This window comes from Embleya sp. NPDC025285, from assembly GCF_055558835.1.
On the sequence record NZ_JBVHLU010000161.1, the window covers coordinates 1 to 15,869 of the forward strand.

Sequence of the window (15,869 nt, forward strand, 5' to 3'; positions counted from 1 at the left end):
GGCCGCCATCGCGGTGGTCCTCGGCGTGGTCACCGTGTTCGTCGCGTACCTGGTCCAACTCGCCACCGCACGACGGGAGCGCATGCAGTGAGCACTTCCACCTTGCCGGATCGACCGGCCGTGACCGACGAGGCACCGACCAGGTTCCTGCGCCCTCGCAGCCGCCGACCGCGGCGCGGGCGCCGCGATCGCAAGAGCGCCGCGCTGACCGTCGCGATGGCGCTGATGCTTGCCTACACCCTGTTGCCCCTGCTCTGGCTGATGTTCGGTGCGACCAAGTCCAACGAGGGCCTGTTCTCCTCGCGCGGGCTCTGGTTCGCCGACGACTTCGCGTTGTTCGACAACATCCACGACGTCTTCACCTACGACGACGGCATCTATCTGCGCTGGTTCGCCAACAACCTGCTCTACTCGGTGGTCGGCGCCGGCGGCGCCGCGCTGATCGCCACCCTCGGCGGGTACGCGCTCGCCAAGTTCGAATTCACCGGACGCAGGCTGATGTTCGCACTCGTGGTCGGGGCGATCTCGATCCCGGGCACCGCGCTCGCGGTCCCCACGTATCTGCTGTTCAGCGACGTGGGCATCGTGAACACCCCGTGGGCGGTCATCCTGCCCTCCCTGGCCAGCCCGTTCGGCCTGTATCTGATGCGCGTGTACGCGGCCGACGCGGTGCCGGACGCGATGCTGGAGGCCGCCCGCATGGACGGCGCCGGCGAGCTGCGGATCTTCTTCACCATCTCACTGCGACTGCTCATGCCCGGCTTCGTCACGGTGCTGCTGTTCGCACTCGTGGCGACCTGGAACAACTACTTCCTGCCGCTGATCGTGCTCAACGACCCGAACTGGTTCCCGCTGACCGTCGGCCTCAACCGGTGGAACGGGCTCGCCAACGGCGGCAGCGTCGCGGGCGACACGCCCATCTATCCGCTGCTGCTCACCGGCAGCCTGCTGGCGATCGTGCCGTTGGTCGTGGCCTTCCTCTTCCTCCAGCGGTTCTGGCAGTCCGGCCTGTCGGCCGGTGGCGTCAAGCAGTAGCGGACCCCTCGTTCGCCCGATCCGCAGCCGCTCGTCGGACTGTCGTCGGCTCGACCGCCCCTTCGTCACCCACCCGTTCCCACGTTCGCTTGTCCTCGACCACGCGAAATACCTCTGGAGTGGCACACATGAACGCAAGACTGCCGATCGTCCGCCGACGCACGGCACGCGGGATCACCGCCGCGACCGCCGCGACCCTCGCCCTCGCGCTGACCGCGTGCGGCTCGGACGGCAAGTCCGACGATCAGGGCGGCGGCAAGAAGGCCGACCCCGCCGCGGTTGCCGGAGCGCTCGACAAGCCCACCGAAATCTCGTTCTGGACCTGGGTGCCCAACATCGAGAAGACGGTGGCCCTGTTCGAGCAGAAGTACCCGAAGGTCAAGGTCAAGGTCACCAATGTCGGCCAATCCGCCGACGAATACACCAAGTTGCAGGCCGCGCTGAAGGCCGGGACCGGCGCCCCGGACGTGGCGCAGATCGAGTACTTCGCGCTGCCGCAGTTCGCGCTCACCAAGCAACTGGTCAACCTCGCCGACTACGGGGTGGCCTCACTCCAGGACAAGTTCGCCAAGTCTGCGTGGTCACAGGTCAATGTGGCCGGCGGGATCTACGGCGTCCCGCAGGACACCGGACCGATGGCGATGTTCTACCGCAAGGACATCCTCGACAAGCTCGGCGCCACGCCGCCGAAGACCTGGGCCGAAGTGGCCGAGCTGGGCCGGAAGATCAAGGCGGCCAACCCGGAAAACTTCGTCACCTACCTCGACCCGGGCGACGCGGGAATCGGCAACAGCATGATCTGGCAGCAGGACGGGAAGCCGTACCAGGTCACCGGCGAGAGCACGGTCGCGGTCAAGCTCAAGGGCGATCCGGGCGCGGACAAGTGGGCGGCCACCTGGGGACAGATGCTCGCGGACAAGACCGTCGACACCACACCGAGCTGGAACGACGAGTGGTGGAAGTCGATGGCTTCGGGCAAGTACGCGCTGTGGATGGCCGGCGCATGGGCGCCTGCCGTGTTCCAGAAGAACGTGCCACAAAGCAAGGGCCAATGGGCGGTCGCGCCCATGCCGCAGGGTCCGGACGGGGCGCCCGCCAGCTCCGAGAACGGCGGGTCAGCGGTCGCGGTGACCAAGCAGGCCAAGAACAAGGAGGCTTCCCTCGCCTTCGCCCAGTGGCTGAACTCCGACCCGGAGGCGGTCAAGTCGCTCAACAGTGATGTCGGCCTTTTCCCGGCGACCAAGGCGCTGCTCGAGGACCCGGCCTTCCGCGGCGCCGAAGTCCCGTACTTCCCGGGCTCGAAGCCCAACGAGGTCCTCGCGCAGATGTCCGAGGCCGTCCGGCCGGGATGGCAGTACCTGCCGTTCCAGGTGTACGCGAACAGCATCTTCAAGGACACCATCGGCCAGGCGTCCAAGCCCGGCGGCGACCTGCCCGGGGCACTCTCGACCTGGCAGGAGCGCATCGTCTCCTTCGGCAAGGACCAGGGCTTCACGATCAAGTGACGCTTGCTCTCGTCGCGGGTCGAACAGCGCTCCCCGGGTGCTCGTTCGACCCGCTTCGGCACGCGTACACGTCACATCCGGAAATCAACCCCCGACATCCTCCGCGCCGGGCATGCCCGCGGCATCCGTGTCGGCGTCCGAGTCCACAGCGGCGTCTGCGGCTGCATCGGCGCCGCCGTCGGCCCCGGCAACCGCAGCGCAGGCTCCGGCGTCTGCCGCCGCCGAGGAAGACCTCCCCGCCGACAACGACACAGACACCGAAGTCGGTGTCGGCACCGACACCGAAGTCGACGGCGGCACCTTGGCCGGGACACGGGAGACCGACCGCACACCGGTCATCCTCGTCTGTGCCGGTGCACTACTGGCGACCGGCCTCCTCGTCGCCGTCCGCAGCCGCTCACGGGCCAGGCGCAGGGCAAGCCGGTAGCACCAACCACCGCTCCCTGCACACGACTTGACCTCAGGATGCAGTTCCCTTCCGCCTGCGTGATCCCACATCCGCCGCGCCGGTCCGACGACAGGAACCGAACCGGCGCAGCGGCATCGAGTCGGGTCCCGGGTCCCTGATCATGCGGTCGGACCCCCGCAGAGCCATCCGATCTCCTCCCCACGAGGGAGGGACAGGAGGCGCGGCCCTCATCCGGGCCGCACCTCCGCGCCTGCCGACGCCCCAACCATGAGACTCGCCGCACTCACCGGCATGCGCCCGACTGCGCTATTCCTTCCGACACCGGCTACGCCGTGTGGACTCCGTCGGATACGCGTGGGCCACCGGGGCACGCACATTGCGACCCCGAGTTCGCTCCGCGACGACTTCACCGCGGTCGAGGCCGACGTGACGGCCAAAGGCGTGCCTTCAAGGCAGGGGGAGACGGACGCGCCGGCTTCCTGTGGTCACTCGGGCTCGAGCAGACGCCGCGTTGGCGGACCGGCATGGAACCCGGGAACGGTCACACCTCGCGGGGGCGCGCCGGTTCGGCGCGTGAGGTCGCGGTCGTCGGCCGGCAAATCACGCCGCGCGACGGGCAGTTCGACGTCGGGAATCGAATGCGTGGGGGTTGACGGTGACGACCTACCCGGGTCGGGGGACTGCGCGGGGGCGTCCGGCCGGCCCGGGCGCGGGGATCAATCGCAGCCCACCATGTGCAGCACCTTGATCGTGCCGCCCTTGCGAATCGGCGCGCCCTCGCCGGGGCTGAAGCTCCGGAGTCGGCACATGCGAAGGTGGTCGCCGTACGGCAGGTCGAACTTGAGACCGGCCGCGCGCACGATGGCGAACGCGTCGGGCATGTACCGGTTGTAGAGGTTGGGCACCACCGTCATGGCGCCGTCCTCCCTTGCCACCGTCACCGTCACCGTGGATCCCGGGGAAGCCGTCGCGCCCTCCGCGGGGCTGGTCCGCAGCACCGTGCCCGCAGCGGAGGTCGAGGTCTCCTCCACACGGGTGACCATGAAGCCGAGGGCGATCAGCCGGGCCTCAGCTTGCTCGTACGGGAGGTTCGCCACGCCCGGTACGCTCACCGTCGCGGCGGGGGTGCTCGCGGACGCAGTCGGTCCGGACAACGTGACCGTGATCGTCGTCTTCGCGGGGTGCACCTTCCTGCCGGGAGCCGGATCCGTCGAGGCGATCTTGTCACCCACGCCCACAACGGTGTAGCGAAAGCCCTTCTCGCGCAGAATTGCCAGGCCCTGGGTCCGGGACTTGCCGACCACGTCGGGTACCGCGACGGTGACGTCGGTCGATGTGCTCGGCGTGATCGGCGCGGGAGTGTCGGAGACGGATGGGCTGCTCGTGGCGGTCGGCAAGGCGATCGCGGATGATCCGGTCACCGGCTGCGCAGCCGGCCCCTCGACGTCGCGGGGTCCCGACGCGCCGAATCTCACCAGGACGACGGTGACCACGAGCGCGGCGGCGACCCCGGTCATACGGAGCCCGCGACCGCGACCTCCGTGCGGACTCCCATACGGGTCGACCGATTCGTAGGGATCCGCCGCCGACACGCGCCGGCCCCGGCGATCCGCGGACGCGGCGCGGATCGAGAACACCGCGACCGCCTCCACCCTCGGGTCCCTGGTGGAGACCACTCGGATCAGCACGTCGGTGTTCGCCGGCTCCGGTTCGATCGATTCCTCGAACGCACGGCCCGCACCGAAGTCGGACGCTTGGACGCGGCCGTCGCTCGGGACCCGGGTGGCGACGTCGAGACCGTCCTGCCCGACCGTATACACGATCGCCCACACCCGCCGTTCGCCCGAGAAGACGTCGGGAAGGCCGGGCCGGTCCACGGCCGTCCGCGCCTCGGCATCCGGCGCGAGCCGCAGTTCGTAGCGGTCGAGAGCGCTGCCGGCGTTGCGCAGGTTCAACCTGACCATGACCGTCTCACCGGGTCCGGCCGTCACCTCGCGCGGTTCGCACCACGCCTGCACGGCATACACCGGATTCCCCGATCGCTGACCGCTCAGGTCGGCTCCGCACTGCCCACCCGGGCAGTAGACGTCGGTCTCCGCGTATGGCGAGCCGCACAACACACACCACAACACGTTCGTCGTCCCTCTCGATCTTCATACCAACGTTCCCGCGCACGGGTGCGCACCGCCTCTCGCGCATGGCGAGGGCGTCCGAAATCGCTGTTCACGGAGCTCTTGTCCTGCGTCATCGGGTCGGACCGGCACGATGATTCGTGCCGGTCCGACCCGATGATCCGATCCGATCAGGCCCGGGGACGGCCGCGACGCCGGTTCGGGTACGGCGCTCCACCACCGAGCGCCATCAGTGCGACCGCCGCCCGGTGACGGGGACGGCATCGGAGTCCTTCCCGCCGGCCTTGGCGAGGTCCTTGCGAGTCACGCACCGGGACGACCGGCAGCCGCGGGGGCTTCTCGGGCACTCGGCCTCCGTGGCCGAATCGGCGCCCGGCGTGGTCTCGATCCGTTGTGCCGCTCGCTATGTCGGCAGGCCGACGGCGCGTTCGCCGCTGCGGCGTTGTTGGATGACGACGGCGACGACGAGGAGGGCTCCCTGGGCGACGTTTTGCCAGAAGGAGTTGACCCCGACGACGTTGAGACCGTTGTCCAGGGCGCCGAGCAGGAAGACCGCCAGCAGCGTGCCGCCGATGCCGCCCTTGCCGCCTTGGAGGGCGCAGCCGCCGAGTGCGGCGGCGGTGATGGCCTTGAGTTCGAGGCCCTCGCTGCCGGATGTGGGTTGTCCGGAGCCGGTGCGTGCGGTGAGGATGACGCCGGCGATCGCGGCCACCACGCCGGCGAGCGCGTAGACGGACACGAGGTACTTGTTGATGTTGATACCGGCGAGGCGGGCGGCGGTGTCGTTGCCGCCGATGGCGTAGATGTTGCGGCCGATGTCGGTGTACTTGAGCAGGACGTGCACGGCGGCGGCGACCAGGAGCAGGGCCCAGATCTGGACGGACAGGCCGAGGATCTTGCCGCGGGCGAGGAAGATGAAGAAGTCGTTGCCCAGGACGTAGCCCTGCGCCCGGCCGCCGGCCAGCAGTTGGGCCACGCCCTTGTACGCGGCGAGCGTGGCCAGGGTGGCGATGACCGGGTTGACCCGCCCGTACACGATGACGATGCCGTTGACGACACCCGCCGCGATCCCGACACCGATCGCGGCGAGGATGCCGACCGCCGCGTTGCCGCCGGCCGAGGTGAACGCCATCGCGCTGACCACGGACGCTATGCCGGCCTGCGAGCCGACCGAGATGTCGAGGGCTCCGCAGATGATGACGACGGTCTGTACGACCGCGAGCAGGCCGGTCACGGCTACTGTGTCGCCGATCACCGTCATGTTGGCGGTGGTCAGGTAACCGTCGTCGAGCCAGGTGAAGATGCCGACGACGGCGATCAGTGCGGCGATGAGACTGGTGTTCTGCGCGCCGATCGCGGTCGTGACGCGGCGCGGGAGTGCCCGGGCGGACCCTCCGGCGGTGGGGGTGGGCATCGGTGCCGGTGCCTGCCTGGTCGTGGCGGTCATGACGGGTTCCCTGGAGTCGATTTGGCAAGGTCGTAGGCCATGGCGAGGGCGAGGATGCTCTCCTCGCTTGCGGCGGCGCGGTCGAGTTCGCCGGTCACCCGCCCGTTCTGCATGACGACGATCCGGTCGGCGAGGCCGAGGACCTCGGGGAGTTCGGAGGAGATGACGAGGATCGCGACGCCGGATTTGGCCAGTTCGTCGATGAGGCGGTAGATCTCCGCCTTCGCGCCGACGTCGATGCCGCGGGTGGGCTCGTCCAGGATCAGGAGCTTGGGACGGCGGGCGAGCCAGCGGGCGAGGACGACCTTTTGTTGATTGCCGCCGGACAGCTTGCGGACCTCGTGGTCGATGGACGGCGTCCGTACGCCGAGCTGCTCGACGAACTGCTCGGCGAGTTCCCGTTCACGTCGCGAGCTGACGAACCGCCGGCGTCGCAGTCGGTCGAGGACGGCGATGCTGATGTTGTAGCGGACCGAGCCGGTCATGAACAGAGCCTGGGCCTTGCGTTCCTCGGGGGCGTAGCCGATGCCGGCCCGCACCGCGTCCCGGGGCATGCGTAGTCGAAGTTTTCGGCCGTCGACGCGGACCTCGCCGGAGCGGATCGGCAGGTCCCCGACCAGCGCCGCCGCCAGTTCCGATCGTCCCGCGCCGACCAGGCCGGCCAGCGCGACGACTTCCCCCTCGCACACGTCGAGGTTCACCTTGGCGACGTGGTCGGTGGTCAGGTTGCGTACGTCGAGGACGGTTTTGTCGACGGGGTTGCGCTTGCGAGCGAACATTGCCGACAGGTCGCGCCCGACCATGAGTCGCACGACCTCGCCCTCGCCGGTCTGCGCCGCGTCGCGGATGCCGGCCAGTGCCCCGTCGCGCAGTACCGCGATGCGGTCGGCGAGCCGGAAGATCTCCTGCATCCGGTGGGAGACGTAGATGATGGCGAGCCCTCGGTCACGGAGCTGTCGGATGAGGCCGAAGAGGGCCTCCACCTCGTGATCGGACAGGGAGGATGTGGGTTCGTCGAAGGCCAGGACGGTGGCCTCGGTGGTCAGCGCGCGCAGGATCTCCACGAGTTGGCGTTGTGCGGGCGAGAGCTGGGAGCCGAGCGTCTGCGGGGCGATGGCGTGCGCGAATCCGAGGCGCTCGAGGTCGGAGCGCATGCGCCGATACAGAGCGGCCCGGTCGAGTATTCGACCCTTCTTGCGCGGCAACGCGCCGACGTAGACGTTCTCGGCGACGCTGACGTGCGGGACGATCTCGGGTTCCTGCGCGATCACCCGGATTCCGTGCCTGCGCGCGTCCGCGGGGCTGTGCAGCTCGCGGGGGGTGCCCGCGACCATGATGCGTCCGTCGCTGGGACGGTGGTCGCCGTTGATGATCCTGATCAGAGTCGACTTGCCGGCACCGTTCTCCCCCATCAGGGCGGTGACCGTGCCGCGAGGGAAGTCGAGGGTGATGCCGCGCAGGGCGTGGACCCCGGAGAACTCCTTGTGGATGTTCTCGACCGTGAGCGCGGATCCGGGCGAGTCGAGGGGCGGGCTTTGCGTCATGACTGACCTCGGGGCGTTTCGGGGAGTCGCGACGACGCGGGTAGACGTCGGGTCGTCGCGACTCGCACCGGTCGGTGCCGTCGAAGGCGACGGCTTTCAGGTCGTTGCCGCCGTGGGCGGGGGCTCGGTCAACTGCACTTGAGGCCGGACTGTTGCCAGTTCGAGGGGTCGACCATCTTGGTGGTCGCGAACGCCTCGGGCGCGAAGGGCTTGCCGTTCCTGAGGCGGTCGACCATCGTCTGCACGGCGAGACCACCGACCTCGTAGCCGTTGATGAACAGCGCGGCCTTCATCCCGCTCGGCTTGCCGGAGCCCCAGTCCTTGCAGGCCAGGTAGCCGCCCAGGCCCACTCCCACGACGTCGGCCGCCCCGTAGCCGCCGTTCTGCAGTGCGGTGACCGCGCCGCTGACGTTCTCGTCGTTGCAACCCCACACGATCCAGTGCTTGATCGAGCGGTTGCCGCTCATCGTGGCCGCGGTCTTGTTCTGGGCGTCGGGCGGGGTGTTGTCGGTGCCGACCTTGAGCAGCTTGACGTCCGCGCCCGTCGCCCGCTTGAACGCCTCGTGTGCCGCGTTGACACGATCCGAGCAGACCGTCACGTCCTGCTTCCACGCGGCGATGATCGCGGTGTCCTGCGGAGCCCAACCTGCCTTCTTGAACTCCTCGGCGGCCCGGTCACCGACCTGGGTGCCCATCTGAGCCCCGCTGAAGCCGACACGTGGCACCAATTGATCAGCGGAACACTTGGTCGGATCGGCGCCGTTCACACAGATCTGGTCATCCGACGCCAAGAGTGCCGCGCCGTTCTTCGCTATCTCGACGACCTGCGGTCCCACTGCGGGGTCCGGCACGACGATCACCACGCCGTTGTACTTCTGTGCCAGCGCCGCCTGGACCTCGCTGACCGCCTTGTTGGTGTCGTTGCCGAGGTTGACGACCTTCAGATCGACACCCAGTTCCTTGGCCTTGGCCTTGGCCCCGTCCGCTTCGTCGATGAAGTACTGCTGGTCACCCTGCTTCTGCAGGTACGCGATCTTGACGTTCCCCGACACGGGAGCCGTGTTCGACGTCGTCCCCGCCTTGCTGTCTTCCTTGCCCGACGAGCAGGCGGTGAGCCCCACGGCGAGCGCGAGGGCGGCCACCATCGCGGCGCCGTGCCGACTGCGTCTGCGGTGCATCATCATCGATCTCCTTGGGGACAGCGGGGAGCTTGTGATTGTCAAACAAACATTTTCCGACGCAACCACTCGCGACATGAGGCATATATCTAGCAGTTCAAACATTAGCCAACAAGACTCATTTCGGTAACGCAACATCGTTCGTCGAACCAAGCCCGAAACATGCCGGTCTGAGACCGAGACGGAAGTGAAACGAGGGATGAGACGAACGTTGGCACGTTGGAATGTGTTGGATTGCCGTTGCGCCAAGCAGGGTGCTTGGGATAGCGGCAGGTCGGAGACCGAGTTGGATCCCGGAACGGTCGCGGATCGGGGCAGGATCGGACCGCGGCCTACGGCGGGGGTCGCACGCCTCGCACCTGACGATTCGACGGAACGAAGGCGTCGGCGGCGGATCAGCGATCGCCCGGGCACGCGATGAAGCGACCGGGGTGGACTGCGGCTCCATCGGGGCGGGGGTTCACGAGGCACGCCCGATCGGCAGCCGCGCACCTGCGCGGGGTCGCCGGGCGAGGGCGGTCGCGCCCGGCAATGAGGTCACATGCCAGGCGAAACCATGACCAGGGCCTTGACCCGGCGTCTGGTGGACGCCCCGGGGTCACGGTAGCCACGAACTCGGTTCCGATGCCCGCCATCTTGCATCAATTCGGTCATACCGATCAAACCATGGTGGCGTCCGACCAGGGCATGGTGGCGGGGGGCGGGCTTCGCTCCCCCTGGGACGCTCCAGCTTCCACCCGCGAGTCGTGCGCGCGGCTCGCCTCTGCCATCGCGCCGGGAACGGCGCTGTCCCCCGCGAAGGGGCGTGGACCGTTCGACCGGAGCGCCTTCACGCCGCCGAAGGATCACGAGCGCGCCAACGGCCTCAACAGAGGCCACGGGCTCCGGCCCCGGCGATGCGGCCCAGGCCGATCACGTGCTCGTCCGCGGCGAACCGCCGCGCGCCACGACCGCTCCGGTCACCCGGTCATGTCGTTGTTCGGATCGACGACCACGAGTTCCCCGACGTGTTCGGCCAATTCCTCCTGCGCTTCCTCGCCCAGGCGCGAGTCGACGATCAAAGCGTCCGCCTGGCTCAGTGGGGCGATCGTGCTGATGCCGATCACGCCCCACTTCGTGTGGTCCGCGACCACCACGAGTTTGCGAGCCGCCCGCACCAGGGCGCGGTTGGTCTCCGCTTCCAGCAGGTTGGGGGTGGTGAATCCCGCCCGGACACTCATCCCGTGCACCCCCAGCACGAGCACGTCGACGTTGAGGTTCTCCAACGACGCGACCGCGACGGGTCCGACGAGCGCGTCCGACGGGGTACGTACGCCGCCGACCAGGACGACGGTCTGGTCGGCGCGGCCCTGGTGGTGGAAGACGTCGGCCACGGGAATCGAGTTGGTGACCACCGTCAGGCCGGGCACATCCGCGAGATGTCCCGCCAGAGTCCACGTGGTCGTTCCGGCCGACAGGGCCACGGCGCTGCCGGGCGGCACCAGGTCCGCCGCACGACGGGCGATCGCCTCTTTCTCGGCGGCCTGCCGGCCCGACTTCGTCACGAAGCCGGGTTCCTCCGTCGAACCCATCTCGACCGAGGTCGCGCCCCCGTGCACCTTGGCGACCAGCCCCTGCTCGGCCAGCACCTCGAGGTCACGCCGGACGGTCATGTCCGACACGCCGAACATCTCCACCAAGGCGGCGACACGCACCGCTCCCTGCTTGGCCACCAGGTCGACTATCGCGAGTTGCCGCTGCCGGGCCAGCATCCCGCCTCCTATTGATTGCAGGGGCCACGTATCAACAGTTTCAAACATAGCAGCCGCCGAACCGGTCGCATCGGACCTCCCATCCAACGAGTCGACCGCTCCCTCGGCAGGCTTCGTGACGCGCCCGGGGACGTGCCGTATTTCGAGCATGAGGCGGTGAGAAATGTTTGAAACCGAGGACCGCATTGTGTTTTTATGATTGAACCTGTTGGGAGAGTGGCTGTGGCTCGTCCCGACCCCGGCCGCGCGATCAAGGTCGCCGCGTCGCGACCAGGACTGCATCGTGACGAACAGGCGGGCGCGTACATCCCCAAGGAGTCGAAAGTGACCACGGTCGACACGAGATGCGCGGCCCGCCGGTCCGTCGCGAACCCCGACCAACCGCGCATGGTCGCGGCCGGTGAAACCTTCGACGTCGTCGAGGTGAGTGCCGCGATCGGCGAGGCGGCCCTGAGTCTCCTGCGGACCCGAGGGGTCCGACCCGGCACGGTCATCCTCGATCGCCGACGCCACACCGTGGGTTTTCTGGTTCCCCCGCGGCACGAAGGCGCCGGTCGTCGTCGCCGGGAACTTCCCAGACGCCACGGTGCCGGCGTGTGGATCACCTTCCCGCCGTCACCCTGCCCATCGGACGCGCCCGTCGCGTGGCTTGTGGCGCCGGATCGGGGCGCCTTGCGCACGATGCCGGACCAACAGCTCCAGAACGCGATCGCCGACACGGTGCGCGAATCCACCGACCGCGACACCGACCGCATCGGATGAAGGGAAGGCCGCGCGCGCCTTCGCCGGACCGTTCTGCCGCTCGCCCGAACGCGCCGACCTTCGAGTGCGGTTCACCCGCTTCGTCGTCGGACCTCCGGACGCGGGACTGCACGAGCATCCGTGCACACAGCCGTCGGCCGTGAATTGCCGGGGCTTGGCAGGCAGCCGTCCTGACTCAACCGCCGTGACAGCACTCTCGCACCACGGCGTGGCGACGCTGGACTACGTCATCGAAGACCTCGATGACGTGGACGACGCCGATGACGCCGATGACCCGGAACAGGGCTTCCTGGTCGGGAGCTTCCGGGTGGGCGAGACGACGTCCACCACCGGATTCGCCGGCGCCGGTGAGGTCCGGGCCGCGATCGGCGCGGTCCGATGATGCCGTCGCACCCCGCCGCGCCGCACCTCGACGTGCCGTGTGCCGGTGCCCACCGACGGGTTTCAAGGTGCTTTCTCGGGCCATGGCAACGATCACAGTGTCGATGCCTGGGGGCTTCTTCTGACGCATTGCATGTTGCGGGGGATTCCGGTTCGACGGGAAGCTGACGGCCCGTCGGATCACGTTCGTCCTGTTCAACGAGGAACCGGAGAACAGGCGTCCGTCAGACGTGTCGTGCCGTTTCCGGCCGCACCCTCAAGGAGGTGGGATGTCCACCCAGCAACAGCCCCTCGACAGTGCCGAGGTCGACGTGGCTCTGCAGGTCCCCGGCGAACAGGTCAACCGGCTCAAGGCGAACTCCGTCGGGTTGGTCGGCGTCGTATTCATGGCGGTCGCCACCGCCGCCCCGATCACCGCGATGACCGGCAACCTGCCGATCATCGCCGGGTCGGGCAACGGCATCGGGGCTCCCGCCGCGTACCTGTTCGCCACCCTCGTGCTGACCGTCTTCTCGGTCGGGTATGTCGCGATGGCCAAGCACATCACCGCCGCCGGCGCGTTCTACGGCTTCATCTCGCACGGCCTCGGCCGGGTCGCGGGCATGGCGTCGGGCCTGCTGGCGGTCCTGGCGTACGTCGTCTTCGAAGCCTCGATCATCGGCTTCTTCGCGGCCTCGTTCAAACAGCTCGCGAGCGACCAGTGGGGGCTCGACCTGCACTGGGGTTACTACGCGATGTTCGGGCTGCTGGCCATCGCGGCGATGGCGTTCTTCGACATCCACCTGACGGCCAAGTTCCTCGGCGTCGCGCTGGTCCTGGAGATCGCGGTGCTCGCCGCCGTCTCCTTCGCGGTGTTGTTCACCGGCGGTGGACCGGACGGCATCGTCGGCGAGGCGGTCAACCCGCTCAAGGCCTTCGACGGGGTCAACGGCAGCATGGGCGCGGCGGGCCTCGGGCTGTTCTTCGCCTTCTGGTCCTGGGTGGGCTTCGAGTCGACGGCGATGTACGGGGAGGAGTCCCGCGACCCGAAGAAGGTGGTCCCCCGGGCCACGCTCATCTCGGTGGTCGGCGTCGGCCTGTTCTACATCTTCGTGTCCTGGATGATGGTCTCCGCCGCCGGCAAGTCCGGTCTGGCCGAAGCGGCTTCCGAGGGCACCCTGTTCTTCGCGCCTCTGGGCGATCACTTCGGCGACACCTCGGTCAAGATCTTCCAGTGGCTGGTGGTCACCGGCTCCTTCGCCTGTGCGATGGCCTTCCACCAGTGCGCCTCGCGCTACCTCTACGCCATCGGGCGCGAGGGCTTCATCCACCCGGCGCTCGGCAAAACCCACGCCAAGCACGGTTCGCCGTACATCGCCTCGTTCGTCCAGTCCGTCATCGCGATCGTCCTCGTGGTGGCGTTCATCGTCGCGGACATGGACCCGTCGGTGCACCTGTACGGCCTGCTCGCGCTGCTGGGCACGATGGCGATCCTCATCGTCCAGACGCTGTGCTCCTTCTCCGTCGTCGGCTACTTCCACGTACAGCACAGGCACCCGGAGACCAGGCACTGGTTCGCCACCCTCACCGCGCCGGTCGTCGGCGGCGTCGCGATGGCCGCCGTGGTCGGGCTGCTCGTCTACAACATGGACACGGCCGCCGGAGCGGCGGCGGACACGCTGCTCTTCAAGCTCATCCCGTACATCGTCGGCGGATTCTTCCTCGCGGGCATCGCCCTCGCGCTCTACATGAAGCACCAGCGCCCCGAACGCTACGAGCGGATGGGCCGCATCATCCTCGAGGACGCGGCCGAGCGCTGACCTCCTCCACCCGGCCCCGGGCCGTACGCACGTCCTTCCCCGTTCTGCGTACGGCCCGGGGCTTCGTCATGCGCAAGCCCTTCCGGTTCCGCCCGCGAGCCGAGGCTTCGGTGTGCCCGCAACGCCCCGTTCCGGGCCGGGAACCGACTTCCTTCTTCCAAGGAGCATCAAGATGAGCCGAACCAGAGCGATGGCCGCGCTGCAACGCGTGGCCGCCGACCACCGGGCCGCAGCGGCCCTGCGCATGCCGGTCGGCGAGTACCGGGACATTCGTGACGAGGCCGCCGCCGACCCCGCCGGGCCGAGCCGGCGTGCGTTGATCAAGCGAGCAGGAGTGCTGGGGATCGGCCTGGGCCTGGCCGGCACCGCGCTGAGCCGCCCGGCGCTCGCCGCGGAAAGCGCGGCCAGGCCCCCGGCGAACCCGGGCCGGGTGGTCATCGTCGGGGCCGGCATCGCCGGGCTGACGGCGGCGCTGACCCTGGCCGACGCGGGCGTGAAGTCCACCGTGTACGAGGCGAATCCCACCCGTGTCGGCGGCCGGATGTACTCGCAGAAGACCTACTGGGGCGGTGGCCAGACCTCGGAGATCGGCGGCGAGCTGATCGACACCGGGCACAAGAAGATGCTCGAACTGTGCCGCCGGTTCGGACTGGCCACCGTGGACTTCGCCGGCTCCGGGCCGAACGGCGCCACCGAGACCCTGTGGTTCGACAACGCCTACTACCCGCGTGCCCAGGCCGACGAGGACTTCAAGGCGATGTACCAGGCGGTCCGCCGGGACTACCAGGAATGCGGCGACGTCACCTGGAACCGGACCACCGCCGCCGGCACCGCGATCTCGAACACGACCCTGCGCGACTGGATCGACTCCCGGACCCCGGGCGGCTCCTCGTCCAAGCTCGGGCAGTTCCTCGACGTCGCCTACACCGTCGAATACGGCGCGGAGACCGCCGACCAGTCCGCCTACGCCGCCGTCTGCATGCTCGGCTGGCAGTCCAACCCGGGGCACTTCAACATCTGGGGCGGCTCCAACGAGCGCTACCACGTGGTCGGCGGGAACGACCAGGTCCCGAACGCCATCAACGCCGCACTGCCTTCCGGCACCGTGCGGATGGGACACAAGCTGCTCGCCGTCCGGGCGAACGGCGACGGCACCCAGACCCTCACCTTCGACACCGACGGCACGACGACCACGGTGACCGCCGACCACACGATCCTGGCCGTCCCGCTGCCGATCCTCAAAGGTCTCGACCTGACCCGGGCGGGGTTCGACCCGATGATGACGAACCTGCTGCGCGACTCCCGCATGGGCCACGTCTCCAAACTCAACATGCAGTTCACCAAGCGCACCTGGCTCGGGGCGAGCGGCAACGGCCTCGGGCCCTGGCCCGGCGTGACGGCCGGCGACGCCTTCACCGACCTGCCGTTCCAGCAAACTTGGGACACCACCAAGGGTCAACCCGGAACCAAGGGCGTACTGATCCAATACGGCGGCGGCACCATGGCCTCCGCCCTCAACCCGTCCGGCCCCTTCAACACCGCCGAACAGGACGCCTACGTCGCGAACCTGGCGAACACCTACCTGGGACAGATCGACAAACTCTTCCCCGGCACGAAGGCCCAATGGACCGGCAAGGCCCAACTGTCGGCCTGGACCGGGAACCCGTACTCCCTGGGCGCCTATTCGTACTGGCCGGTCGGCTACCTGCACCGCTACGCCGGCTACGAGGGAACCCGCCAGGGCAACGTGCACATCTCCGGCGAACACACCTCCTACGACTTCCAAGGCTTCATGGAAGGCGGCGCCACCGAGGGCGAGCGCGCCGCGAAGGAGGTCCTCGGCCTGGCCTGACCCGACCCCACCGGTGGGGGGGGGGGGGGGGCCGGCTTGCCCCCGCCCCGGAGAGGCTCTTCCTCCGGGAGAAC

General features: G+C 68.6%; 11 protein-coding genes. 6 read left to right on the forward strand and 5 right to left on the reverse strand.

Going from position 1 to position 15,869, the window contains the following annotated elements:
• The first annotated feature begins 87 nt into the window (after nucleotides 1-87).
• Nucleotides 88-1,035, forward strand: a complete 948-nt coding sequence (locus ACZ4FV_RS48930; protein ID WP_465327731.1) for a carbohydrate ABC transporter permease — start codon at nucleotides 88-90, stop codon at nucleotides 1,033-1,035.
• A gap of 128 nt (nucleotides 1,036-1,163) precedes the next feature.
• Complete coding sequence (locus ACZ4FV_RS48935) at nucleotides 1,164-2,540, forward strand: ABC transporter substrate-binding protein (protein WP_465327733.1); 1,377 nt, start codon at nucleotides 1,164-1,166, stop codon at nucleotides 2,538-2,540.
• Between the two features lie 1,125 nt (nucleotides 2,541-3,665).
• On the opposite strand, the gene ACZ4FV_RS48940 is transcribed toward ACZ4FV_RS48935, so the two are convergent.
• The 5 genes from ACZ4FV_RS48940 to ACZ4FV_RS48960 form a co-directional block, all read right to left on the reverse strand.
• Complete coding sequence (locus ACZ4FV_RS48940) at nucleotides 3,666-4,913, reverse strand: PASTA domain-containing protein (RefSeq protein WP_465327734.1); 1,248 nt, start codon at nucleotides 4,911-4,913, stop codon at nucleotides 3,666-3,668.
• Between the two features lie 571 nt (nucleotides 4,914-5,484).
• The gene (locus ACZ4FV_RS48945; protein WP_395872323.1) at nucleotides 5,485-6,528 is read right to left on the reverse strand and encodes an ABC transporter permease; all 1,044 of its coding nucleotides are present in this window, start codon (nucleotides 6,526-6,528) and stop codon (nucleotides 5,485-5,487) included.
• Nucleotides 6,525-8,072, reverse strand: a complete 1,548-nt coding sequence (locus tag ACZ4FV_RS48950; RefSeq protein WP_395872325.1) for a sugar ABC transporter ATP-binding protein — start codon at nucleotides 8,070-8,072, stop codon at nucleotides 6,525-6,527. Before ACZ4FV_RS48950 ends, ACZ4FV_RS48945 begins: the two co-directional genes overlap by 4 nt.
• Before the next feature lie 128 nt (nucleotides 8,073-8,200).
• On the reverse strand, nucleotides 8,201-9,253 hold the full coding sequence (locus ACZ4FV_RS48955; RefSeq protein ID WP_465327736.1) for a substrate-binding domain-containing protein: 1,053 nt from the start codon (nucleotides 9,251-9,253) through the stop codon (nucleotides 8,201-8,203).
• A 956-nt stretch (nucleotides 9,254-10,209) separates the two neighbouring features.
• The gene (locus tag ACZ4FV_RS48960; RefSeq protein ID WP_395872330.1) at nucleotides 10,210-11,001 is read right to left on the reverse strand and encodes a DeoR/GlpR family DNA-binding transcription regulator; all 792 of its coding nucleotides are present in this window, start codon (nucleotides 10,999-11,001) and stop codon (nucleotides 10,210-10,212) included.
• 222 nt (nucleotides 11,002-11,223) lie between these two features.
• Here ACZ4FV_RS48960 and ACZ4FV_RS48965 point away from each other — a divergent pair, with 222 nt between their 5' ends.
• From ACZ4FV_RS48965 to ACZ4FV_RS48980, 4 genes are all read left to right on the forward strand, one after another.
• On the forward strand, nucleotides 11,224-11,763 hold the full coding sequence (locus ACZ4FV_RS48965) for a hypothetical protein (protein ID WP_465327738.1): 540 nt from the start codon (nucleotides 11,224-11,226) through the stop codon (nucleotides 11,761-11,763).
• Between the two features lie 184 nt (nucleotides 11,764-11,947).
• Nucleotides 11,948-12,145: a hypothetical protein gene (locus ACZ4FV_RS48970; protein ID WP_395872333.1), complete on the forward strand. Its 198-nt coding sequence runs from the start codon at nucleotides 11,948-11,950 to the stop codon at nucleotides 12,143-12,145.
• A gap of 268 nt (nucleotides 12,146-12,413) precedes the next feature.
• On the forward strand, nucleotides 12,414-13,943 hold the full coding sequence (locus ACZ4FV_RS48975; protein WP_395872335.1) for an APC family permease: 1,530 nt from the start codon (nucleotides 12,414-12,416) through the stop codon (nucleotides 13,941-13,943).
• 172 nt (nucleotides 13,944-14,115) lie between these two features.
• A complete protein-coding gene (locus ACZ4FV_RS48980) occupies nucleotides 14,116-15,795 on the forward strand; it encodes a flavin monoamine oxidase family protein (protein ID WP_465327740.1) in 1,680 nt (559 codons plus the stop codon).
• The last annotated feature ends 74 nt before the right edge of the window (nucleotides 15,796-15,869 follow it).

What these genes read in the sequence shown, in the direction of transcription:
- ACZ4FV_RS48935 (WP_465327733.1), top strand. Translation starts at nt 1,164, where the DNA reads ATGAACGCAAGACTGCCGATCGTCCGCCGACGCACGGCACGCGGGATC.
- ACZ4FV_RS48940 (WP_465327734.1), bottom strand. Translation starts at nt 4,913, where the DNA reads ATGGTCAGGTTGAACCTGCGCAACGCCGGCAGCGCTCTCGACCGCTAC.
- ACZ4FV_RS48945 (WP_395872323.1), bottom strand. Translation starts at nt 6,528, where the DNA reads ATGACCGCCACGACCAGGCAGGCACCGGCACCGATGCCCACCCCCACC.
- ACZ4FV_RS48950 (WP_395872325.1), bottom strand. Translation starts at nt 8,072, where the DNA reads ATGACGCAAAGCCCGCCCCTCGACTCGCCCGGATCCGCGCTCACGGTC.
- ACZ4FV_RS48955 (WP_465327736.1), bottom strand. Translation starts at nt 9,253, where the DNA reads ATGATGCACCGCAGACGCAGTCGGCACGGCGCCGCGATGGTGGCCGCC.
- ACZ4FV_RS48960 (WP_395872330.1), bottom strand. Translation starts at nt 11,001, where the DNA reads ATGCTGGCCCGGCAGCGGCAACTCGCGATAGTCGACCTGGTGGCCAAG.
- ACZ4FV_RS48975 (WP_395872335.1), top strand. Translation starts at nt 12,414, where the DNA reads ATGTCCACCCAGCAACAGCCCCTCGACAGTGCCGAGGTCGACGTGGCT.
- ACZ4FV_RS48980 (WP_465327740.1), top strand. Translation starts at nt 14,116, where the DNA reads ATGAGCCGAACCAGAGCGATGGCCGCGCTGCAACGCGTGGCCGCCGAC.